The organism is Collinsella stercoris DSM 13279, assembly GCF_020735465.1.
GTDB lineage: Bacteria > Actinomycetota > Coriobacteriia > Coriobacteriales > Coriobacteriaceae > Collinsella > Collinsella stercoris.
Genome location: NZ_CP085935.1, coordinates 174600 through 196677, shown reverse-complemented (window position 1 = coordinate 196677; position 22078 = coordinate 174600). Strand labels below are relative to the sequence as shown.

At 62.9% G+C, this 22078-nt stretch carries 15 protein-coding genes, 1 tRNA gene and 3 rRNA genes; 3 read left to right on the top strand and 16 right to left on the bottom strand.

Features of this window, described 5'->3' with window-relative positions; genetic code table 11:
• Positions 1-89: 89 nt before the first annotated feature.
• The 3 genes from LK434_RS00845 to LK434_RS00835 all read left to right on the top strand — a co-directional run bounded on the left by LK434_RS00845 (position 90) and on the right by LK434_RS00835 (position 3960).
• Positions 90-938 (top strand): Mrp/NBP35 family ATP-binding protein, encoded by an 849-nt coding sequence (locus LK434_RS00845; protein WP_040361915.1) that lies wholly within the window; start codon positions 90-92, stop codon positions 936-938.
• Between the two features lie 77 nt (positions 939-1015).
• Positions 1016-2311 (top strand): NAD(P)/FAD-dependent oxidoreductase, encoded by a 1296-nt coding sequence (locus tag LK434_RS00840; RefSeq protein WP_006722147.1) that lies wholly within the window; start codon positions 1016-1018, stop codon positions 2309-2311.
• Positions 2305-3960, top strand: coding sequence for an NAD(P)/FAD-dependent oxidoreductase (locus tag LK434_RS00835; RefSeq protein ID WP_006722148.1), 1656 nt, complete (start codon positions 2305-2307; stop codon positions 3958-3960). The genes LK434_RS00840 and LK434_RS00835 overlap by 7 nt, the downstream gene beginning before the upstream one ends.
• Positions 3961-4065: 105 nt before the next feature.
• Here LK434_RS00835 and LK434_RS00830 read toward each other — a convergent pair whose 3' ends face one another.
• From LK434_RS00830 to LK434_RS00755, 16 genes are all read right to left on the bottom strand, one after another.
• Positions 4066-4641 carry a hypothetical protein gene (locus LK434_RS00830; RefSeq protein ID WP_006722149.1) on the bottom strand — a complete coding sequence of 192 codons (576 nt, stop codon included), beginning with the start codon at positions 4639-4641 and terminating at the stop codon, positions 4066-4068.
• A gap of 57 nt (positions 4642-4698) precedes the next feature.
• Complete coding sequence (gene uvrB / locus LK434_RS00825) at positions 4699-6939, bottom strand: excinuclease ABC subunit UvrB (RefSeq protein ID WP_006722150.1); 2241 nt, start codon at positions 6937-6939, stop codon at positions 4699-4701.
• A 92-nt stretch (positions 6940-7031) separates the two neighbouring features.
• Positions 7032-7595, bottom strand: coding sequence for a lytic transglycosylase domain-containing protein (locus LK434_RS00820; RefSeq protein ID WP_227917769.1), 564 nt, complete (start codon positions 7593-7595; stop codon positions 7032-7034).
• 13 nt (positions 7596-7608) lie between these two features.
• Positions 7609-8250, bottom strand: coding sequence for a dephospho-CoA kinase (gene coaE, locus LK434_RS00815; protein ID WP_040361960.1), 642 nt, complete (start codon positions 8248-8250; stop codon positions 7609-7611).
• A gap of 86 nt (positions 8251-8336) precedes the next feature.
• A 5S ribosomal RNA gene (rrf, locus tag LK434_RS00810) occupies positions 8337-8452 on the bottom strand.
• A 148-nt stretch (positions 8453-8600) separates the two neighbouring features.
• A 23S ribosomal RNA gene (locus LK434_RS00805) occupies positions 8601-11574 on the bottom strand.
• 324 nt (positions 11575-11898) lie between these two features.
• Positions 11899-13403 (bottom strand): 16S ribosomal RNA (locus tag LK434_RS00800).
• Together the 16S, 23S and 5S rRNA genes form the textbook arrangement of a ribosomal RNA operon.
• A gap of 482 nt (positions 13404-13885) precedes the next feature.
• Positions 13886-15307 (bottom strand): 6-phospho-beta-glucosidase, encoded by a 1422-nt coding sequence (locus LK434_RS00795; protein WP_040361008.1) that lies wholly within the window; start codon positions 15305-15307, stop codon positions 13886-13888.
• Between the two features lie 127 nt (positions 15308-15434).
• Positions 15435-16862 (bottom strand): PTS transporter subunit EIIC, encoded by a 1428-nt coding sequence (locus LK434_RS00790; RefSeq protein WP_006721000.1) that lies wholly within the window; start codon positions 16860-16862, stop codon positions 15435-15437.
• Positions 16863-16969: 107 nt separating this feature from the next.
• Entirely contained in the window at positions 16970-17821 is an 852-nt protein-coding gene (locus LK434_RS00785; protein WP_006720999.1) for a PRD domain-containing protein, read from the bottom strand.
• Between the two features lie 378 nt (positions 17822-18199).
• A complete protein-coding gene (gene rplT, locus LK434_RS00780) occupies positions 18200-18559 on the bottom strand; it encodes a 50S ribosomal protein L20 (RefSeq protein WP_006720998.1) in 360 nt (119 codons plus the stop codon).
• Positions 18560-18601: 42 nt separating this feature from the next.
• Positions 18602-18799, bottom strand: a complete 198-nt coding sequence (gene rpmI, locus LK434_RS00775; protein WP_006720997.1) for a 50S ribosomal protein L35 — start codon at positions 18797-18799, stop codon at positions 18602-18604.
• Positions 18800-18829: 30 nt separating this feature from the next.
• Positions 18830-19432 carry a translation initiation factor IF-3 gene (gene infC, locus LK434_RS00770; protein ID WP_006720996.1) on the bottom strand — a complete coding sequence of 201 codons (603 nt, stop codon included), beginning with the start codon at positions 19430-19432 and terminating at the stop codon, positions 18830-18832.
• Positions 19433-19829: 397 nt separating this feature from the next.
• Positions 19830-19915: transfer RNA gene (locus LK434_RS00765), tRNA-Leu, on the bottom strand.
• A gap of 206 nt (positions 19916-20121) precedes the next feature.
• On the bottom strand, positions 20122-20988 hold the full coding sequence (gene fba, locus LK434_RS00760) for a class II fructose-1,6-bisphosphate aldolase (RefSeq protein WP_040361002.1): 867 nt from the start codon (positions 20986-20988) through the stop codon (positions 20122-20124).
• A gap of 124 nt (positions 20989-21112) precedes the next feature.
• Complete coding sequence (locus tag LK434_RS00755; RefSeq protein WP_040361000.1) at positions 21113-21811, bottom strand: MBL fold metallo-hydrolase; 699 nt, start codon at positions 21809-21811, stop codon at positions 21113-21115.
• Between the last annotated feature and the right edge of the window lie 267 nt (positions 21812-22078).

The following is a 22078-nucleotide window of genomic DNA, read 5'->3' as shown; positions in this document are numbered from 1 at the left end:
TCACCGCTGTCCCCATGCACCATCCGGGCCAGAATCGACGCCAGACGGGTACAATGGGGGCGTTTCACGTCACGCGAAAGGAAGCGCATATGAGCTGTGAGCATGCAACGGCCGCGGGCGGGCAAACCGCCCCGCAGGAGTTCGAGGAGAACAACCTCTCCGAGGTCAAACGCGTCATCGCCGTGTTGTCCGGCAAGGGCGGCGTGGGCAAGTCCCTCGTCACCGGGTCGCTCGCCGTCGAGCTGGCGCGCGCTGGCCACAAGGTCGGCATCCTCGACGCCGACATCACCGGTCCCTCCATCCCCAAGATGTTCGGCATGAGCGGGCGGCACGCCATGGGCCTCGGTAACCTGCTGCTGCCCGAGATCTCCGACCACGGCGTCAAGGTCATGTCGAGCAACCTGCTGCTCAAGAACGAGACCGACCCCGTGCTCTGGCGCGGCCCGGTCATCGCGGGCGCCATCCGCCAGTTCTGGAGCGAGACGAGCTGGGGCCCGCTCGATTACCTGCTGGTCGACATGCCCCCCGGCACCGCCGACGTCGCCCTCACGGTGTTCCAGTCCCTACCGGTCGACGGCATCGTCATCGTGACGAGCCCCCAGGACCTCGTGTCCATGATCGTCGCCAAGGCGGTGAACATGGCCGAGAAGATGAACATCCCCGTCCTGGGCATCGTCGAGAACATGGCCTACGTCGAATGCCCCGACTGCGGCAAGAAGATCGAGGTCTTCGGCCCCAGCAAGCTCGACGCCGTCGCCGAGCAGTACGGCCTGGAGATCTTGGGCCGCCTGCCCATCGACCCCGCCCTCGCCGCCGCGTGCGACGCCGGCGCCATCGAGGATGAGCTGCCCGCCGGACTGCTGCCCGACGCCCTCGCCAAGGTCGCCGGACTCCCCGAGCACGTCGAGCCGACCGGCTCCGACGACGCCTCGGCATAGCCGCCGTGGACGCGCCCTCCAATTCACACCGCACGACGCGCGCGCCGCTCTCCCCCGCGGAGGGCGGCGCTCCGCTCATGGACGTCGTCGTCATAGGGGGCGGGGCGAGCGGCCTCGCCGCCGCCGTCACGGCCTCGCGTGCGGGCGCGCGCTGCTGCGTCCTCGAACAGGACGTCGAATGCGGCCTGCGCCTGCTCGCCACGGGCAACGGGCGCTGCAACATCTCGAATGCGCAGCTCGACCCCCGTCATTTTAGGCACGAGGACGCCGTGCGCCACGTCTTTGGCGATCATGCCGAGCGCGACATCGCCTCGTTTTTCGAGGGGCTCGGCCTGATGCTCGCCGAGGAGGACGAGGGCCGCCTCTACCCCATGACGCGACGGGCCGAATCCGTGCGCGACGTGCTCCTCAACGCCTGCGACCGCCTGCAGGTCGACCTGATGTGCGGCGTCGAGCTCGTGCGCGCCACATATGCGGACTGCTGGGAGCTCACCCTGAACGCGCCCTCCGCGCCGCTCTCGTTCAAGCCGGGTCGAGACGCCAAGGCCCATATCCGCAACGCGCGCAAGGCGCTCGCCGCCGCGCCGCGTGCCGAGCGCACGATTCGCTCCCGCAGGGTCCTCATCGCCACGGGCGGGCAGTCCGATGCGATCTGCAAGATCTTTGGGATCCCCCACCTTCAGGAGCAGCCCGTGCTCTGCCCCATCTCCTGCCGACTCGCGCCCGAAGGCGCGCGCGAAGCCGACGCCGCCTCGCTGGCCCTCGAGCACCTCGACGGGCTGCGCGTCGAGGGCACGCTCTCCCTCATGCGCAATGGGGCCGCCATCGCCTTTGAGCACGGCGAGGTCCTCTTTAGGACCTACGGCATCTCGGGCATCGCCGCCCTCAACCTGTCGCGCCGGCTCCAGCCCGGCGACGTCATCGACCTCGATCTGTTCCCCCATCTGAGCGAGGCGCAGTTGCTCGACCTGTTGCGGCGGCGCGAGCGCGATCTCGGAAGCTTCGCCGGGAGCGCCCCGTGGCTCGACGGCCTGGTGGCGCGCCCCCTGGCCGCGCTCGTCTGCCATCTCGCCAACGGGTCGAACGACCCGCTCGCCCGGTGCGCCGCTGTCCTCCACCGCCTGCCCCTGCGCGTGCTGGGCACCGCCGAGCACCGCCAGGCCCATGTGCATCGCGGCGGCATCCCCCTCTCCGCCATCGACCTCGATCGCTTTGCCGTCACACGGCGCCGGGACGGCAGCCCCGTGCGCGACCTGCACGCATGCGGAGAGGCCGTCGACATGGACGCCGATTGCGGGGGATACAACCTCGCCTGGGCGTGGATCTCGGGCATGCGGGCCGCCGCGTGCGCAGCGAAAGGAGCATCATGCTAGAAATCTCGGAGATCTCCTGCTCGCTTAAGGAGGGGTCCTCCGAGCGCGGATGCATCGCCGCCTGCACGCGCGAGGCGACCCGCCTGCTCGGCTGCCGCCGTCAGGACCTGTCGCGCGTCGAGCTGCACCGCAAATCGATCGACGCGCGCAAAAAATCAAACGTGCACTTCACGCTCAGCGCGCGCATCGATGTCGCCTCGGGCATCGATGAGCTGCGACTCCTCGAACACGTCCCTCCCCGCGACGCGCGGCGCGTTCGGGCCGTCGACGGCGCCGAGCCCTCATTCGAGCGCCCCCGCAACGCCGCCAACGTGCCAGACGCAGACGAGCGCCCCATCGTGGTGGGTGCGGGATGCGCGGGGCTCTTTGCCGCCCTCACCCTCGCCGAGGCGGGCCTTGCGCCCCTTCTCATCGAGCAGGGGGACGACGCGACCAGGCGCACGAGCGCCGTGCGCCATTTCAACGCCACCGGCGAGCTCGACCCTGCGTCCAACATCCAATTCGGGCTAGGCGGAGCCGGCACGTTCTCCGACGGCAAGCTCAACACGGGCACCAAAAATCCCCTGCATCGCCTCGTCCTGCGCACGCTGGTGGAGGCGGGCTCGCCGCGCGACATCCTCTGGGACGCCAAGCCGCACATCGGCTCGGACGTCCTGCCCGAGGTCGTCACCAACATCGTCGCCCGCATTCGCTCGTGCGGCGGAGAGGTGCGCTTTCGCACGCAGGTCACCGACATCGAGCTCGATGCGCGTGGCGCCGTCCGTGGCGTCACCGTGACCCACGAGGGCCGCGCCGAGCACATCCCCGCCCGCGCCGTCATCCTCGCCTGCGGACACTCCGCGCGCGACGTCTTCGCCCTCCTCAGGCATTGCGGCGTCGCGCTCGAGCGCAAGACGTTCGCCATGGGCGTGCGCATCGAGCACCTGCAGGCCGATATCGACCGAGCGCTCTATGGCACCGCCGCCGGGCACCCCGCCCTTGGCGCGGCTCCCTACAGCCTGGTCGCCCATCTCGATAACGGGCGCAGCCTCTTCTCGTTTTGCATGTGCCCCGGCGGCGAAGTCGTCGCAGCGGCATCCGAGCGCGGCGGGGTCGTCACGAACGGCGCGAGCCTCAACGCGCGCGATGGGCGCAACGCCAACGCCGCGCTTCTGGTCAACATCACGCCCAGCGATCTGCCCGGTACCGACCCCCTTGCCGGCATCGAGCTTCAGCGCTCGTGTGAGCGACGCGCCTTTGCGTGCGGCGGCGGTGCGTATCGCGCGCCGGCGCAGCTCGTCGGCGACTTCCTGCAGGGACGGGCAAGCACGGGCCCGGGCCGCATCGCCCCCACGTACCCGCGCGGCGTCACCTGGGGCAGCATCGATGAGGTTTTGCCCGCGCACGTCATCGACACCCTGCGTGAGGGGCTGCCGCTCCTTGGGCGCAGGCTCAAGGGCTACGACTGCCCCGACGCCGTGCTCACGGCGCCCGAGACGCGCTCGAGCTCACCGGTCACCGTCGTCCGCGACCGCACGTCCTGCGTCTCCGTCAGCACGCCCGGTCTCTACCCCTGCGGCGAGGGAGCGGGATACGCGGGCGGCATCATGAGCGCCGCAACCGACGGCATCCGCTGCGCCCGCGCGCTCATCGACGCACAGCGCGCCTAAGAGAGCGCGGCGCACATTCCGCATCGCCGCAAGAAGAACGCCGCCCCGGCACCAGGCCGAGACGGCGTTCGCCATATGGAGCGACCAGATGACCGGCGGGAGCCCTTACGCCGCCGCGACCTTGCTCGCACGCACCGACAGGCTCACCGAGGCGTACACAAAGCCCCAGCCGGCGATGTACAGCTGCAAGGCGGCAAGGGCGAGCATGCCCGCGGAGCCGGCCAAGCCGAACAGGCCTGCAAAGGAAACCGCGAGGACGGCGAGCGCGCCCACCAGCTGCGCCACCCAGTGCCCGGCACCGCGACGGTCCATCTCAAGCGCCGTGAGCACCAGGTACAGCGCGAGGAATATGCCCAACGCCGAAACACTCACCGTAAAAGTCGACGCAGCGAGCGGGAAGTTGAGCGTCCACAGCCCGCCTGCCAGCAGCACGACGCCCGCGACGGGCTCGACGCCGCGCAGCGAGAACGGCGCCGCGGATGCGAACGACCCGATGAGCGACAAGGCGCCGGACGCGATGGCGAACCAGGACAGCAGCTGCTGCAGGCGGACGAAATCCGCGTGCACCCATGCCGGGGAAACGAACAATGCCGCACCCAGGACAAAACAGCACGTTGCCATGGCGACATGGCTCCACGTCAGCCCGCGCAAACGGTCGAATATCATATCGAAGTCAGTCATGGTCTTCCCTCCCCAACGGCCCTGAGCCGCGATTTTCCCGTGGGTAAGTATACCATCCTACTTCTTGAACCGCGCGCCTTGGCGTTTGCGGCCCGAGGCGAACACCGACCCCTTGCGGGCGCTCTTGCGCAGGGCCTCTATCACCTCGTCCTCACTCGTGCCCTCCGCCATGGCCTTGAGGCTCACCACGGCGTCGCGCAGGCGTGCCGCCTCCTCAAAATCCATGGCCTCCGACGCGGCGCGCATGTCGTCCTCCATGGTCGCGATGACGCGCGCGAGCTCCTCCTGGGGCAGCTCCGACAGCTCCTCCGCCAATCGCTCCCCCATCGAGACGGCGCCCCCATCACCCGCGTCGCCGTCCGCCGCCGGTGAGAAGAACGCGCCATGGCCCAGCGTGTCGCCGCGCGAACGGTCCTTCTTGCCCACCGTCTCCTCGGCTTCGGCGATAAAGCTCGAAATATCGCTGATCGCCTTGCGCACGGTCTTTGGCTTGATGCCGTGCTCCTCGTTGAACTGCATCTGGATCGCGCGGCGGCGGTTCGTCTCATCGATGGCCTCGCGCATCGAGTCAGTCACCGTGTCGGCGTACATGATGACCTCGCCCTCCGCGTTGCGGGCCGCGCGGCCGATGGTCTGGATGAGGGACCGCCGATTGCGCAGAAAGCCCTCTTTGTCCGCGTCCAAGATCGCCACGAGGGACACCTCGGGCAAATCGAGGCCCTCGCGCAGGAGGTTGATGCCCACCAGCACATCGATCTTGCCCTGGCGCAGGCTGCGCAGGATCTCGACGCGGTCCATGGTCGCCGTATCCGAGTGCATGTAGTTGACGCGGATGCCCGCATCGAGCAGATGGTCGGTCAGGTCCTCCGCCATGCGCTTGGTGAGCGTCGTCACCAACACGCGCTCGTGTTTGGCAACGCGCGCGTTGATCTCATCGATGAGGTCGTCGATCTGACCGTGCACGGGGCGCACGTCGATCTTGGGGTCGAGCAGGCCGGTGGGGCGGATGATCTGCTCCACGTTGTTTTGGCTCACGCGGAGCTCGTAGTCGCCGGGCGTGGCGCTCACATAGATGAACTGAGGGATGCGCGCCTCGAACTCGTCAAAACGCAGGGGCCGGTTATCCAGCGCGGACGGCAGGCGGAACCCATGCTCCACGAGCGTGACCTTGCGCGAACGGTCCCCCTCGTGCATGCCGCGGATCTGCGGCACCGTCACGTGACTCTCGTCAATGATGCAGAGCATGTCCTTGGGGAAGTAATCGATGAGCGTGAACGGCGGCTCACCGGGCTTGCGCCCGTCCAGATGACGCGAGTAATTCTCGATGCCCGTGGTAAAGCCCATCGTCTCCAGCATCTCGAGGTCGTAGCTCGTGCGCTGCTCTAAGCGTTGGGCCTCCAGCAGTTTGTCGTTCGCCTTGAGCTCGCCCACACGGACCTCGAGCTCCTCCTCAATGGACTTGAGCGCGGCCGTGACCTTGGGCTTTTCCGTCACGTAGTGCGATGCGGGCCACACCGGGATGGCGTCGTACTCGCGCAGGATCTCGCCCGTCACCTCGTCGATCTCGGCGATCAGCTCCACCTCGTCGCCAAAGAACTCAAACCGCAGGGGGTGCTCGGCATAAGGTGGGTACACATCGACCACGTCGCCGCGCACGCGGAACGTCCCGCGCGCGAGGTCATAGTCGTTGCGGTCATATTGGATGTCGATGAGCGCATGGATAAACTCATCGCGCTCCAGGGGCACCTTCTTGTCGACATTCGGGGCGAGACCAGCGTAATCCTCCGGCGATCCGATGCCGTAGATGCACGAGACCGAGGCGACGACGATGACGTCGCGGCGCGAGAGCAGCGAGGCGGTCGCCTGGTGCCGCAGCATCTCGACTTCCTCGTTGATGGACGAGTCCTTCTCGATATACGTGTCGCTTGACGGCACGTAGGCCTCGGGCTGGTAATAGTCGTAATACGAGACGAAATAGACGACGGCGTTATGCGGGAAGAACTCCTTGAGCTCGCTGGCCAGCTGCGCGGCGAGCGTCTTATTGGGAGCCATGACGAGCGTGGGCTTACCCAGCGCCTCGATGGTCTTTGCCATGGTGAACGTCTTGCCCGAACCGGTCACGCCCAGCAGGACCTGATACCGGTCGCCATCCTCGACGCCTTTGACGAGCGAGGCGATCGCCTCGGGCTGATCGCCTGACGGCTGGAAGGGAGAGACGACCTCAAACGCCGCTGCCTCACCCGCCACGCCAAATCGACGCAACTCGCCGCCCACACGCTCAACTTCAAAATCCGCCATATCGAACCATCCCGCTATTACCTATGACTCAAGCGCGAGCCTGAGTGCCGACACTCCGCGCCATACAGGGTACGCCAGGACGGGCGGTTACGCTAGCTAAAGGCCTGCGGATAGAGCTCTTGGTAGCGCGTTTGCGCCATGGACACGCGCACGAGATACGCCTGCGTCTCCGGGAACGTGATCGCGTTGTGCAGCAGGTCGTCTTCCTGCGCCCAAACATCGACGTTGCCCATCCCGGCGTTATAGGCCGCGATCGCCTTATCGGTGACCCCGTTGAAGTACGCGAGCAGGTACGAGAGGTACGCGCAGCCAAACTCGATGTTCACAGCCGGATCCTCCAGCATGTCCACCGAGTACCGGGTTCCGTCGACCAAGCCCTTGTCGATCATATCCTGCGCGGTCTCCGGCATAAGCTGCATCAAGCCGACCGCCCCCTGATGTGAGGACGCATGCGGATCCCAACTCGACTCCGACCGTATGACAGCCGCCACCAAATACGGGTCGACGCCATGCGCGGTCGCCGAGGAGGTGATCTCATCCTCATACTCGAGCGGATACATCGATTTAAAGACGAGCGACGGTCCAAAGGAGTAGACAAAAGAGATGGCGCCGAAGAGCAAAACGACGAGCAAAGGCAGGACGCGGTACCACGTCAACAGTTTTACGCCCCTACGCATGGGCACCCGCACTAACGAGTCCCGTGATGCCACGTTCCTCAATCCACTCGTCAAGGCGGACAAACAATGAATCGTCGCCTGCCGAGTTATCGATGACGTGACACGCCATCGCAATGAGCTCATCATCGCAGGGCTGAACGGAGGAGCGTGCCTCAAAGTCATCAGCGCTCATCCCCCGCTCGAGAGCGCGAGCGCGACGGATATCCAATGGAGCATGAACCGCAAGCACGTCATCCGCCAAGCCGAATGCATCAGTAAAGGAGGCGGCTGCGGAGACCTCGACGACCGTGAGGGGATACTCCGGGACGACAGTGGAGCAGCATTGCACGGGCAAGAGTACCGTGCTCAGGTGATCGAGCAGAACCGGGTGGACGATGGCGTTGAGGGCCGCAATGGACTCAGGATTCACGAAGGCGCGAGAGGCCAAAACCGAAGAGCGAATAGCGCCGTACTCATCGAGGACATCCCAACCGAACTCCTCGGCAATCGATTGGACGAGCTGAGATCCAGGTACGTACAGGCCCTTGGCCATTGCATCCAAATCGATGTGACGGGCGCCACGCGAGGCTAGATATGCACAGGCAGTCGACTTGCCCGAGGCGATATTTCCAATAACGAACACGGTATACGACATGGAAAGCACCTCCATATGCAAAAAGGGGGAGCTCGCAGCTCCCCCTCCCCATCTCGCCTGTCTAAAAAGGGCGAGAGCCGTCCACCGGTCAGCGGCGCCCTGCTCTCCCACGGGCTTCCCCCGCAGTACCATCGGCGCGGTGCGGCTTAGCTTCCGGGTTCGGAATGGGACCGGGCGTGCCCCGCACGCAATGGCCGCTGACCGGTGGGCGGCTCTCGGGCCTCCCACCCGGGTGACACGCGCGTGCCCTGAGGGCCGCACAGCGACTTCGAGGGACGGAACCGAGGTCGACCTGACCTAGACGACGCGACACCTTAGATACTTGCATGTATGGCGTCCCGCCGGTCGGATGCGGGTAAGAGCTCGGGCTATTAGTACCGCTCGGCTGAGGGGCTCGCGCCCCTTGCACCTGCGGCCTATCGACCAGGTAGTCTACCTGGGCCCTTACCGAAAAGGAGAACTGATCTCGGGAACGGCTTCCCGCTTAGATGCCTTCAGCGGTTATCCGCGCCGCACGCCGCTACCCAGCCGTGCCGTTGGTCGACAACTGGTTCACGGGAGGTGCGTCCACCCCGGTCCTCTCGTACTAGGGGCAGCCTCCCTCGATTCTCCTGCGCCCGCGGAGGATAGGGACCGAACTGTCTCACGACGTTCTGAACCCAGCTCGCGTACCGCTTTAAACGGCGAACAGCCGTACCCTTGGGACCTGCTCCAGCCCCAGGATGCGATGAGCCGACATCGAGGTGCCAAACCTTGCCGTCGATGTGGACTCTTGGGCAAGATCAGCCTGTTATCCCCGGAGTACCTTTTATCCGTTGAGCGACGGCCCACCCACGCGGGGCCGCCGGATCACTAGAGCCTGCTTTCGCACCTGCTCGGCGTGTCTGCCTCGCAGTCAAGCCCGCTTACGCTCTTGCACTCTTTGAGGACGGTTGCCGACCGTCCCGAGCGGACCTTCGCGCGCCTCCGTTACCCTTTAGGAGGCGACCGCCCCAGTCAAACTACCCACCTGGCACGGTCCCCCGGCCGGATCACGGCCCGGGGTTAGGACGCCGGCGCGCCGAGGGCGGTATTCCAAGGTCGGCTCCACCCGGGCTGGCGCCCGGGCTTCGAAGCCTCCCGCCTATCCTCTACGCGACGGGCCAGCGGCCAATGCCAAGCTGCAGTGAAGGTTCACGGGGTCTTTCCGTCCTTCCGCGGGTAAGTCGCATCTTCACGACTAGTGGAATTTCACCGGGTCCATGGTCGAGACAGCGCCCAATTCGTTGCGCCTTTCGTGCAGGTCGGAACTTACCCGACAAGGAATTTCGCTACCTTAGGACCGTTATAGTTACGGCCGCCGTTTACCGGGGCTTGGCTTCGGGGCTTCGCCAGGCGGCTAACCCCTCCGCGTGACCTTCCGGCACCGGGCAGGCGTCAGACCCTATACGTCGGCTCTCGCCTTCTGCAGAGTCCTGTGTTTTTGGTAAACAGTCGATTGGGCCTCTTCACTGCGGCCGGCCTCCGCTCGCCCAGCAAGTGGGTCCACGTACGCGCCGGCGCCCCTTCTCCCGAAGTTACGGGGCCATTTTGCCGAGTTCCTTGACCATGGTTGACCCGATCGCCTCGGTATGTTCTACCCACCCACCTGTGTCGGTTTGCGGTACGGGCGGAGATGCCCCTGCCTAGGGGTTTTTCTGGGGACCACGGGCTCACTCGCTTCGCTCTCTCGCTTCGTCCGGAGCCTCGCCCTCGTGCGGACCGGATTTGCCTGGTCCGCGGGCCGCGCTCCATCACGGGGACGTCCAGAACCCCGCCGAGCCACCCCAATCCGTCGCCCCGTCGGTCGTGACGGTGCATCTCCGGTGCAGGAATGTCCACCTGCTGCGCTTCGCCTACGGCATCCGCCCTCGGCTTAGCCCCCGACTGACCCTGGGAGGATTAGCCTCGCCCAGGAAACCTCGGGTTTACGGCGGACGAGTTACTCTCTCGTCTCTCGCTACTCATGCCAGCATTCTCGCTCCCGCGCAGTCCACCGTCGGTGACCCTCCGGCTTCGCCCCGCGCGGGACGCTCCCCTACCCAGCGAAGAATCGCTGCCGCCGCTTCGGCTCTCAGTTTAGCCCCGTGTATTGTCGGCGCATGTCCACTCGACCAGTGAGCTGTTACGCACTCTTTGAAGGGGTGGCTGCTTCTAAGCCAACCTCCTGGTTGTCTGCGCGGACGCACATCCTTTGCCACTTAACTGAGAATTGGGGGCCTTAGCGGGCGGTCTGGGCTGTTTCCCTCTCGAGCACACAGCTTAGCCCACATGCTCTGACTGCCGCGCTCTGGACCGACCGGCATTCGGAGTTCGGTTCGAATCGGTAGGCGGCGAAGCCCCCTCATCGATCCGGTGCTCTACCTCCGGCGGTTAACGCGCGACGCTAGCCCTAAAGCTATTTCGGGGAGAACGAGATATCTCCGGGTTTGATAGGCCTTTCACCCCTATCCCCAGGTCATCGGCGCACTTTTCAACGTACGTCCGTTCGGCCCTCCACGGGGTCTTACCCCCGCTTCAGCCTGCCCAGGGATAGCTCACCCGGCTTCGCGTCTGCGGCACGCGACTGGGAACGCCCGTTTCGGACTCGCTTTCGCTCCGGCTCGCTTCCCAGCTTAACCTCGCCGCGTGCCAGCAACTCGCTGGCTCATTCTACAAAAGGCACGCCGTCACACCGCATGGGTGCTCCGACGCCTTGCGGGCGCACGGTTTCAGGTACTGTTTCACTCCCCTCCCGGGGTGCTTTTCACCTTTCCCTCACGGTACTGGTGCGCTATCGGTCACATGGGAGTATTCAGGCTTGGAGGGTGGTCCCCCCGGGTTCGGACCGGGTTTCACGTGCCCGGCCCTACTCAGGGACCGACGCCGGGCTCCATCCCAGGGTGCGCCTACGGGGCCCTAACCCTGTGCCGCCGGCCTTCCCATGCCGTTCGGCTCCCCTGGATGGATGCCCGCCGGGGGCGCCAGCCCCCGGGCGGTCGGCCCTTCAACCCCGTGGGCGGCAAAGGCTGGCGCCGGCCCGCTCCACGGTTTGGCCTAGGTCCCCTTTCGCTCGCCGCTACTCGGGGAATCTCGATGTTGATTTCTTCTCCTCCGGGTACTTAGATGTTTCAGTTCCCCGGGTTGTCCCCCTCCGGACTATGAGTTCATCCGGAGGGTGCCAGGACTTCTCCTGGCGGGTTCGCCCATTCGGAGACCCGCGGGTCGAAGGGTGTGTGCCCCTAACCGCGGATTATCGCAGCTTGCCGCGTCCTTCTTCGGCTCCATGTGCCAAGGCATCCGCCGTGCGCCCTAGATATCTTCCCGCACCTTCCGTGCGGGACGCCGTATCTAGACACTTGAATGTCTGGGTGTCGCATACGCCAGGTGGCTCAGCGCCACCGGCGATCGTCATGCAACTTACTATATATGCAGATTGGAAGATATATCTCATATCTCGATATAGAAGAATCGATCAGATCTCTCTCTAGATCCGTCTTGTCGCTATGCGGCTCTCAAGGTACGCGGGGTGACCCCGGGGACCGGACACGCGAAGGGACGGCACGGAAGCGGGGACGCGGGCACACCTGCGCCGCAACAATTGTGAGATATGGTTCTCTAGTGCTTTCAGAAAGCGCTCTCGCTCCCTAGAAAGGAGGTGATCCAGCCGCACGTTCCCGTACGGCTACCTTGTTACGACTTCACCCCCCTCACCCTCCACACCTTAGGCGCCTCCCCCCTCTCGGTTGGGCCGGCGACTTCGGGTGCAGACGACTCGGGTGGTGTGACGGGCGGTGTGTACAAGGCCCGGGAACGCATTCACCGCGGCATGCTGATCCGCGATTACTAGCAACTCCGACTTCATGGGGGCGGGTTGCAGCCCCCAATCCGAACTGGGGCCGGCTTTCAGGGATCCGCTCCGGCTCGCGCCATCGCATCCCGCTGTACCGGCCATTGTAGCACGTGTGCAGCCCAGGGCATAAGGGGCATGATGACTTGACGTCGTCCCCGCCCTCCTCCGGATTGACTCCGGCGGTCCCGCATGGGTGCCCACCCGAGGTGCTGGCAACATGCGGCGGGGGTTGCGCTCGTTGCTGGACTTAACCAAACATCTCACGACACGAGCTGACGACAGCCATGCACCACCTGTGCGCGCTCCTCTCGGCCACCGGGTCTCCCCGGCTTCACGCGCATGTCAAGCCCTGGTAAGGTTCTTCGCGTTGCTTCGAATTAAGCCACATGCTCCGCTGCTTGTGCGGGCCCCCGTCAATTCCTTTGAGTTTTAGCCTTGCGGCCGTACTCCCCAGGCGGGACGCTTAATGCGTTGGCTGCGGCACGGAAGGGTTCCCCTCCCACACCTAGCGTCCATCGTTTACGGCTGGGACTACCAGGGTATCTAATCCTGTTCGCTCCCCCAGCTTTCGCGCCTCAGCGTCGGTCTCGGCCCAGAGGGCCGCCTTCGCCACCGGTGTTCCACCCGATATCTGCGCATTCCACCGCTACACCGGGTGTTCCACCCTCCCCTACCGGACCCGAGCCCGGCGGTTCAGGGGGCGGGACGGGGTTGAGCCCCGCCATTTGACCCCCTGCCTGCCGGGCCGCCTACGCGCGCTTTACGCCCAATGAATCCGGATAACGCTCGCCCCCTACGTATTACCGCGGCTGCTGGCACGTAGTTAGCCGGGGCTTCTTCTGCAGGTACCGTCTTGTCTCATCCCTGCTGAAAGCGGTTTACGACCCGAGGGCCTTCGTCCCGCACGCGGCGTCGCTGCGTCAGGGTTCCCCCCATTGCGCAAGATTCCCCACTGCTGCCTCCCGTAGGAGTCTGGGCCGTGTCTCAGTCCCAATCTGGCCGGTCGGTCTCTCAACCCGGCTACCCGTCGTCGGCACGGTGGGCCGTCACCCCGCCGTCTACCTGATGGGCCGCGGAGCCATCCCCTCCCGTCTGGGCTTTGCCCGGCCGGCCATGCGGCCTGCCGGGGTCATCCGGTATTACCCACGGTTTCCCGAGGCTATCCCGGAGGAGGGGGCGGGTTCTCCACGTGTTACTCAGCCGTTCGCCACTCGCTTCCGCCCGAGGGCGGGTGCCGTTCGACTTGCATGTGTTAGGCGCGCCGCCAGCGTTCATCCTGAGCCAGGATCGAACTCTCCGTCCAAATATGATGGCCGGACGCGCGGTCCGGTCGCGATCATGGTTCGGCGGGGTGAGCCCGTCCCGACCAGCATGCTTGCTGGTTCGGATTCCATCTAGTGCTTAGCGTGTAAACTGGTTCAAGGAAGTTGAAACGGGTGCCGAGCCCTCAGGGCTCGGACCTTACACATCTTGAAAAGTACATCACTGTGACACCTGTTAAAATGGTGTCTCCACTTCATTTCCGTCTCTTCGCGGTATCCGGTTCTCAAGGTACCCGCCGCGGGTCCGTCGGCCTCGTCTTCGCTCGGCCACCCGCGCGGCAAGGAGATATATTGCCAGAGTCGGGAGGGCGCGGGGGCGGGAATCGGGGTCTGCACATTTCCTGCACATTTGGAGCTTACTGCTCGCTTACTGCTCGAGGTGCATCCATCTGCCTAGCTTCATCTTTATACTGCTTGAACTGGACAAATGCATGCACCCTTCTACGTAGGCCCTTACTGCGCGCTAGCTCAGGTCCTCCCCGTTCGAGGCGATCACCTTTTTATACCAATCAAATGATTTCTTCTTCGTTCGCCTTCGTGTGCCATTGCCCTCGTCGTCCAAATCGACGTAGATAAAGCCATAACGCTTACTCATCTGACCCGTTGCCACTGATACAAGGTCAATGGGGCCCCAGCACGTGTAGCCTATGAGATCGACGCCGTCCTCCTCCACCGCATCCTTCATAGCCTGCAGATGCGCGCGCAGGTATGCGATACGGTAGTCATCCTCTATATAATCCGCCTCGTTTGGCTCGTCCACGGCACCGAGGCCGTTCTCAACAATAAAGAGTGGCTTTTGATAGCGGTCGTAAATATCGTTCATGGTGATTCGCAATCCCAACGGGTCGATAAAGCGTCCCCACGGCTCGAGCTTGAGATAGGGATTGGGCGCGCTCTTAAGGAGGTTGGAGTCGTATTTGCCTTCCGCGCTCGCCTCGACCACGCGTGTGGAGTAATACGAGAATGAAACGAAGTCAACGGTATTGGCGGCAAGAACCTCGCGGTCATCCTCCCCCCAGGGAATCTGGAACCCCTGGCGCTCATACTCTTTGAGTACGTAGCAGGGGTAGGCCCCGCGCACCTGCACGTCCGTGAACATATAGTGCTTGCGGTTCTCGTCCTGCGCCGCCTTGATGTCCTCAGGGTTGCAGGTCGCGGGATAGTAGATACCCGCGTTCAGCATGCAACCGATCTGCCCGCCGGGCACCAGCTCATGGCAGAGGCGCACCGCCCGCGCGCTCGCCACGAGCACATGGTGGACCGCCGTGTGGATGGAGCGGTAGCGGTCCTCACCCTCATGGAAGATGATTCCCGCACCCATGAAACAGGCCGAAGTCATGATGTTGATTTCGTTGAAGGTGAGCCAGTACCGCACCTGCCCGGCGTAGCGTGCAAAGACGGTCTGCGCAAACTGCTCAAAGAGGTCGACGAGAGTCCGGTTGCGCCACCCGCCGTACGCGGTAACGAGACGCATCGGAACGTCGTAGTGGTTGAGTGTAACCACGGGCTCGATCCCCTGCTCACGACAGGCGCGAAATACGTCCTCGTAAAATGCAAGGCCTTCCTCGTTGGGCTCGACGTCATCACCATTGGGGAAGATGCGACTCCACGCAATCGAAAGCCTGAGCGCCTTAAAGCCCATCTCACCAAAGAGCGCGATATCCTCTCGGTAATGATGATAGAAATCAATGGCCTCGCGTGCAGGGTAATAGCAGCCCGGATCAGCCTCAAGGGGCACATTGTCACCACGGATGACGGCAAGACGCCCCTCGCCAAAGGGAAGCAGGTCGGCGTTGGCGAGACCTCGACCTCCTTGGTCAAACCCACCCTCGCATTGGTTGGCGGCAAGTGCTCCGCCCCAGAGAAAATCAGAACGTAGCGGCATGAGACCCTCCTCTACTTAGATTGACAATGGACCGCCCGCCTCGCGACGAGCGGTCCGTTTCGAACGCATGGGGCTTAGGCATCGGGAGGGGATCCCGCGCCGAGATCGCCTCATGCGGAATCGGCGCTTAGGCTTCCATGGCATCCTCGGCGGCATTCTCGGTAGCTTCGCGGTTATCAAAACCAAAGACCATGCAGAGGGCAAAGGTCACCGCAAAACCAATAATGCAGCCGATAGCGCCGGGGACGATATCCTGACTGAACTTGATAACGTTCATCCACGGGAAGCCAACACCCGAGAAGACGAAAATGCGCGCATTCAGCAGGCCGCACGCAAGACCGCCTGCCGCGCCACCGATCATTGACCAGGCAAGGGCCTTCTTATCGCGCAGGAGAATACCGTAGATAATGGGCTCTGACACGCGACCGAGCGCATAAGTGGCAAACGTAGTCCAACCGAGCTGGCGGTTTGCCTTGCCCTTAGCGCGAATGCCATACGCAAGCGCAACGGCAAAGGTCACGTAGACCACCACGGTCGTGCCCGGAGTGCACACAGCGTCATAACCAACCTCGAGCCAGCCAGGCATCATAGCGGTAAGGATGGGCACATGCATGCCAGTGGCGATAACGAGGTTCCACGTTGCACCGACCACAAGGCCGCACAGCGGCCCGGCATTTGCGCCGAGCCAGATGATGATATTGGCAATGATGCCCATAACGAAGGAGATTGCCGGCCCAAAGACGCACAGCGCCAGCGGCAGCATGATAAGCATGGTTCCCACGGGGATCACAAGGATGCGCAGCATATCCGGGCAGAACTTCTTGATGAGGCCCTCAACGTAGGACTGAACCCACACGATAAGAATAATCGGCAGCACTGACTGCGTGTAGTTGACAAGCGTCATGGGAATACCGTACACGTCGAAGGGAGCGCCCCCTTCGACGATGGCGAGCATGCTCGGGTGAATCATGATGACGGCGATCATGAGTGCGAGCACGGGACTCGTTTTGAACTTCTTTGCCGCCGCATAGGCACCAAAGACCGGAAGGAAGTAATAAGCTGCATCGCCCACGAGAGTGAAGAGTTGGTACATGCTGCTCTCCTCGGAGAGTAAACCTGCACCCTCCGGTCCGAGCAGAATGGTGAACATGCGAAAGATTCCCGCAATGCAGAAGATTGGCAGAATGGGAGCAATCGAGCCGCTCACCGCATCCAAGATGAGGTTGCCGATGCGTTTGGGCGCGAAACGCTCCTTGAACGGGAGCTTTGGGGCGTCGAGGTTCTCGTCGATGGCCGTCTGCGCCTCAAAGCCGCCCTCCTTGCAAACGGCGTCGTACACCTTATCGACGGTCGGGCCGATCACGAGCTGGACCTGCCCACCCGCGCGCACCACGCTGATGACCTCGGGGATGGCGTTCAAGGCATCATCCGACGCGAGTCCTTCATCTTTAAGTACGAAGCGCAGGCGCGTCATGCAGTGCGTCACATTGGAAATGTTCTCCTTGCCACCAACGGTATCGATAATCTTGCTAGCAAGTTTTCGGTCGTTTGCCATGGTTCCTCCTTACATGCCGAATAGCCTCGGCACAGTTGACATTTATCGTCGTACACGGAGGTCATGCCCTGCCCTTGCGCAGGTTACAATCCTTCTGATTTGCCGGGCTATTGGGCCCGGCGCTGGTCTTGCTGCGAGCAGATGCGGTTGACGTGAAGCATGAGGTAGAGCTTCTCCTCATCGGTGAGCCGCGTGCCCCACGAGCGCTCGATACAGGTGCTGATGTGGTCGATACAGCTCGCGAGCTCGGGGAATTCTTCCAGCGAGTTGCCGTAGAGCGGCAAGTTCGCGCTGCTGATGTTCTCGCCGCCCTGGATGCGGCGGAACAGGTACTGCACGTGCGTGGCAAAGCGCGAGTATTCAAACGTCTCACGATCGATGATCGTGCGGAAATCGCGCTCGACGATAGCCGTCACGTCGTTGAGCAGCTGCTCAAACGAACGCGCACGGTCGCTCGACGCCTCCGCTTCCGCACCCGTTTTAGCGTTGACCAGGTTCATGGCGATGCTGGCAATCTCTTCATGCGGAAGCTCTACGCCCATCTCTTGCCGCAGACGCGCCACGATATATCGGCCGATCTTGTACTCGAGCGGATACAGCTGCCGTACATCGTAGGCGAGCGTCATGTCGAAGCAAATGCCCTTCTTTTGGCGCGCAATCGCAAAGGCAAGATGGTCGGCCATGATCAAAACTGCATTCGGGCTTACCTCGTAGGGAAGCTCGTTGGAAACGATATCCATGACCTTCGCTGTGAAGATCAGCACGTCTGCGGGCAGGTCCCGCATGATGCGCTGCCCCTCGGCGTCGACGCTGTAGAATGTCCGCTCGACGGTGGAGATGTCGAGCTCGCGTGGGAAGTCTCCCCCGTAGCCAATACCCTTACCCAGCGCCACGACCTCGCGGTTGAGGCTGTCTCGGCAGATCACGGCGTTGTTGTTGAGCTTTCTGATCGCCAGCATGGATGCGCACCTCCTTTCCTCATTGTATCGGGCACAAGCTGCATGGAAACACAAAATGGGGGCATGACCCGATGGAAAAACCATCTACGGTCATGCCCCCACACGAGTGACACCCGAAGCTATGTACCCTATGTCTATCCGATACGCCCAAGCCGGGCAAAGCGCAGGCGGTCATGCTCCCTTGAGATAACATCCCGCCATGCAAGACTATTTTATAGTCATCAGCGAACGCCGTGTCAAGGATGAACCCACGTGATTCCAGCGAACGGTGCGAAGCCCTCGGCCAACGCGTTATGGTGGTACCGATGCGCCCGCCCGATAGCAGAACGGGGCGCCCGTGGACACCCCGTTCTTCATGCTCTCTCTACTGCGAAGCGCTTAGGCCTCGAGAGCCTTCTTGGCGATGGCGGCGAGCTCGTTGAAGGACTCGATGTCCTCGTACGCCATCTGAGCCAGGACCTTGCGGTCGAGCTCGATGCCGGCGAGCTTCAGGCCGTGCATGAACTGGGAGTAGGAGATGTCGTTCATGCGGGCGGCCGCGTTGATGCGGGTGATCCACAGGGAGCGGATCTCGCGCTTCTTGTTGCGGCGGTCGCGGTACTGGTACTGGAGGGAGTGCTGCACCTGCTCCTTGGCGTACTTATAGGAACGGGATGCCTGACCGTAATAACCCTTCGCGCGGTTAAGGACGGTACGACGCTTCTTCTTGGCGTTCACAGCGCGCTTGACACGTGCCATATCTAATCAACTCCTAAAGGAAATAACAGCGGGAAGGATGGATTAACGACCGGCGAGACGGGCGTTGATGACCTTGGCGTCGGCGGCGGCCAGCTCGGTCTCCTGACGGAAGCCGCGCTTGCGCTTGGTGGACTTCTTGGTCAGGATGTGGCTCTTGTAAGCCTTGGCACGCATGATCTTGCCCGTGCCGCTGCGGCGGAAACGCTTCTTGCTGCCGCTGTGGGTCTTCATCTTAGGCATGGAAATCTCCTTCTAATACCTGGCGGTTAACTACTTATCACTCGGCTCGGCGTCGCCTTCGTTATCGAAGGCTCCCTTGATGGGTGCGAGCAGCATGAGCATGTTACGGCCCTCCAGCTTGGGCTGGGACTCGACCGTAGCGAACGGCTTGAGATCCTCGGCGAGGCGCTCGAGCACGTTCAGACCCTGCTCCGGGTGCGCCATCTCGCGGCCGCGGAACATGATGGTGATCTTTACGCGCGCGCCCTTTTTGAGGAATCGCAGGACGTGACCCTTCTTGGTCTCGTAATCGCCCACATCGATCTTCGGTCGGAACTTCATTTCCTTGACCTCAACCTTGGACTGGTTCTTACGAGCCTGCTTGGCCTTCATGGCCTGCTGGTACTTGAACTTGCCGTAATCCATGACCTTGCACACCGGCGGATCCGCATTGGGCGCGATCTCCACCAAGTCAAGATTCTGATCATCGGCGATGCGCTGCGCATCGTGCGTGGCGAACAGACCGAGCTGCGATCCGTCGACGCCGATGAGGCGAACGCGCGGGGCGCGAATCTCATCGTTGATGCGGGTGTCATCAGACTTAGCTATGTCGATACCTCCTTCTTGCACTCGTACAAATAAACCCGGAACCATGTGGCATCCGGGTCGACAGCTTTAGCGCTAAGGCTGCATAGAACATGCAGGTGCAAGCGCTCGGTTGTACGACCAGACAGCTACCCAATGGCACCGAAAGGTGAGAACCCGCAGGTCCTGCTTTCCTTGCTGGAAAACCAGCGACTCGTGAATGATAGCACAAGTGACGGAACATCCATGCTTTCATCACGATAAAAGAGCCCCATTGCTGGAGCCCCGTTCGTTCGCATGGTGCCCGAGGTGAGATTCGAAGCGTCTGCCCGTGGCATCCGCAACCGCTCAGACTCCACCTTCACGAGCTCGCTGCAAACGCTCGCGCTTGCGCGACGCTCTCGCACTCGCGTGAGTTCGGCACTCATAAGTAAGGGCTCCATTGCTGGAGCCCCGTTCGATCGCATGGTGCCCGAGGTGAGATTCGAACTCACACGGTATCGCTACCGGAGGATTTTGAGTCCCCTGCGTCTGCCGTTCCGCCACTCGGGCATAAAAAGTCGCGCTGGGCTATGGTACCACATCGGCTCTCATCTCGTTGTGAGATTCCCGACGAGACGTGCGTGCGAGCCCGTGGTAATGAACAGGGCACCCGAAATCCCCCAGGCAAGCATACGGCCAAGGAATCGTTACGCGCGATTCTCGGAGATGCATGCGCGGAGAATTCGGGTGCCCCGATGAGTCAGCGGTCTAAAGCGTTACGCCTTGTTGACGGAGCCAAACTCCTCCATGAGCTCCTTGGTGCGGGCAACGATGTTGTCGCGACCAGGCTTGAGGAGCTTGCGGGGGTCAAAGCCCTTGCCCTGCTGATCCTTGCCAGCCTCGATGTACTCGCGAACGCCCTTGGCGAAGACGAGCTGCAGGTCGGTGTTGACGTTGATCTTGGAGATACCCAGGGAGATGGCCTTCTTGATCTGATCCTCGGGGATGCCAGTGCCACCGTGCAGGACGAGGGGCAGGTCGCCGGTCTCGGCCTTGATCTCGCCCAGACGCTCGAAGGAAAGGCCAGCCCAGTCGGCAGGGTACACGCCGTGGATGTTGCCGATACCGCAGGCGAGGAAGTCGACGCCCAGGTCAGCAATCTGCTTGCACTCAGCGGGGTCAGCGAGCTCGCCGTTGGAGGTCACGCCGTCCTCGGTGCCGCCGATGCCGCCGACCTCGGCCTCGATGGACATGCCCTTGGAGTGGGCAAGCTCAACGAGCTCCTTGGTGCGGTCGAGGTTAAGCTGGAAGGTCTCCTCGTGAGAGCCGTCATACATGATGGACGTAAAGCCGGCCTCGATGCACTTGAAGCAGTCCTCGTAGGAACCATGATCGAGGTGCAGCGCCACGGGGACGGTCACACCGGTGGCCTCGACGGCAGCCTTGACCATATCGGCGCAGACCTTGAAGCCGCCCATCCACTTAGCGGCACCGGCGGTGCACTGAAGGATCAGCGGGGACTTGGCCTCCTCGGCGGCCTGGAGGATGGCGAGCGTCCACTCCAGGTTGTTGGTGTTGAAGGCGCCCAGGGCGTAGTGACCGGCCTCGGCATCCTTGAGCATTTGAGCTGCATTGACGAGCATATTGGACCTCCCATTGTCCATACTCTGAACGGTAAACGCTTGTATTTTACCACGCGAACGGCAGACGGCGGCTGGAACTCGCCCGCGCAATGAACCGACCAGCAACGACAGACAACTGCCGCGGTTATCGGTAATGGCGCAGACCGCGACGCATGAAAAGGTTGTTTTGCAGCTCGTCGGCGATGGTCGTCGTGTCGTTGTGGCCGATGAGGCACAGGGTGTCGCCGGGAAGGAACGCACCCATTTTGCCCAGCGAATCGATGACCTGCTTTTCGCTACCGCCCGCAAGGTCGGTCCGGCCATGAGCGCCGGGGAAGAGCGTGTCGCCCACAAACGCCACGTTGCCCGTGCTTGCCGCGCAAAACAGGACGATACCGCCGGGGGTGTGACCGGGCGTGGCCATGACCTGCAGTTCGACGTCTCCGAACGCGACCGTGTCGCCCTCCCTGAGCAGGCGGTCGGGAGCAGGCGGCATCTCATGATCGAAGCCCCACATATCGCGCATGCTGGCGATCGCGCCCGCCATGATGCCCGCATCGACCTCGGAGATCATGAAAGGCACGTCGCCACCGAGGGCGCGACGCAGGCCGGCGACGCCGCCGATATGGTCGGCATGCCCATGCGTGCAGATGATCGCGACGACGCGAGCGCCAGGGCAGCGCTCCGCGAACACCTCGGCAAGCCTCTCCCCCTCCCATGCCGGGTCGATGATGACCGCCTCGTCACCGCTCACGGCGAAGTACGTGTTCGTTTGAATGGGGCCGTTCACCACGCAATGAATGGCGAGCGAGCCGTTCTTTTTCATATTCAGAAACGTTTCCATATCAATCCTCATTCACATTTGGTTGACCCCATAAGGGCAACGGACGCTTTATTGCCCGGGAAGGGCGGCGGCGCCTGGCCGGCCCGAGAGCCGCTGCGACGCTTGGTTTACCCGAAAAGGACCCTCGATCCGGGGACACCTCCGCAGTTTGGTCGCATAACTGGAAAAACTTAACCAAAACGCGAAGTTTTTCCAGTTATGCGACACTCTGAGCGCACGCTCTTGGATCCGGCAGTGACAGGCGGGGCACTCTGACAAGCAGGCCGG

Coding starts and splice junctions, on each gene's coding strand:
- LK434_RS00845 (WP_040361915.1), top strand. CDS start 90: ATGAGCTGTGAGCATGCAACGGCCGCGGGCGGGCAAACCGCCCCGCAG.
- LK434_RS00840 (WP_006722147.1), top strand. CDS start 1,016: ATGGACGTCGTCGTCATAGGGGGCGGGGCGAGCGGCCTCGCCGCCGCC.
- LK434_RS00835 (WP_006722148.1), top strand. CDS start 2,305: ATGCTAGAAATCTCGGAGATCTCCTGCTCGCTTAAGGAGGGGTCCTCC.
- LK434_RS00830 (WP_006722149.1), bottom strand. CDS start 4,641: ATGACTGACTTCGATATGATATTCGACCGTTTGCGCGGGCTGACGTGG.
- uvrB (WP_006722150.1), bottom strand. CDS start 6,939: ATGGCGGATTTTGAAGTTGAGCGTGTGGGCGGCGAGTTGCGTCGATTT.
- coaE (WP_040361960.1), bottom strand. CDS start 8,250: ATGTCGTATACCGTGTTCGTTATTGGAAATATCGCCTCGGGCAAGTCG.
- LK434_RS00795 (WP_040361008.1), bottom strand. CDS start 15,307: ATGCCGCTACGTTCTGATTTTCTCTGGGGCGGAGCACTTGCCGCCAAC.
- LK434_RS00790 (WP_006721000.1), bottom strand. CDS start 16,862: ATGGCAAACGACCGAAAACTTGCTAGCAAGATTATCGATACCGTTGGT.
- LK434_RS00785 (WP_006720999.1), bottom strand. CDS start 17,821: ATGCTGGCGATCAGAAAGCTCAACAACAACGCCGTGATCTGCCGAGAC.
- rplT (WP_006720998.1), bottom strand. CDS start 18,559: ATGGCACGTGTCAAGCGCGCTGTGAACGCCAAGAAGAAGCGTCGTACC.
- rpmI (WP_006720997.1), bottom strand. CDS start 18,799: ATGCCTAAGATGAAGACCCACAGCGGCAGCAAGAAGCGTTTCCGCCGC.
- infC (WP_006720996.1), bottom strand. CDS start 19,432: ATGGTTCCGGGTTTATTTGTACGAGTGCAAGAAGGAGGTATCGACATA.
- fba (WP_040361002.1), bottom strand. CDS start 20,988: ATGCTCGTCAATGCAGCTCAAATGCTCAAGGATGCCGAGGCCGGTCAC.
- LK434_RS00755 (WP_040361000.1), bottom strand. CDS start 21,811: ATGGAAACGTTTCTGAATATGAAAAAGAACGGCTCGCTCGCCATTCAT.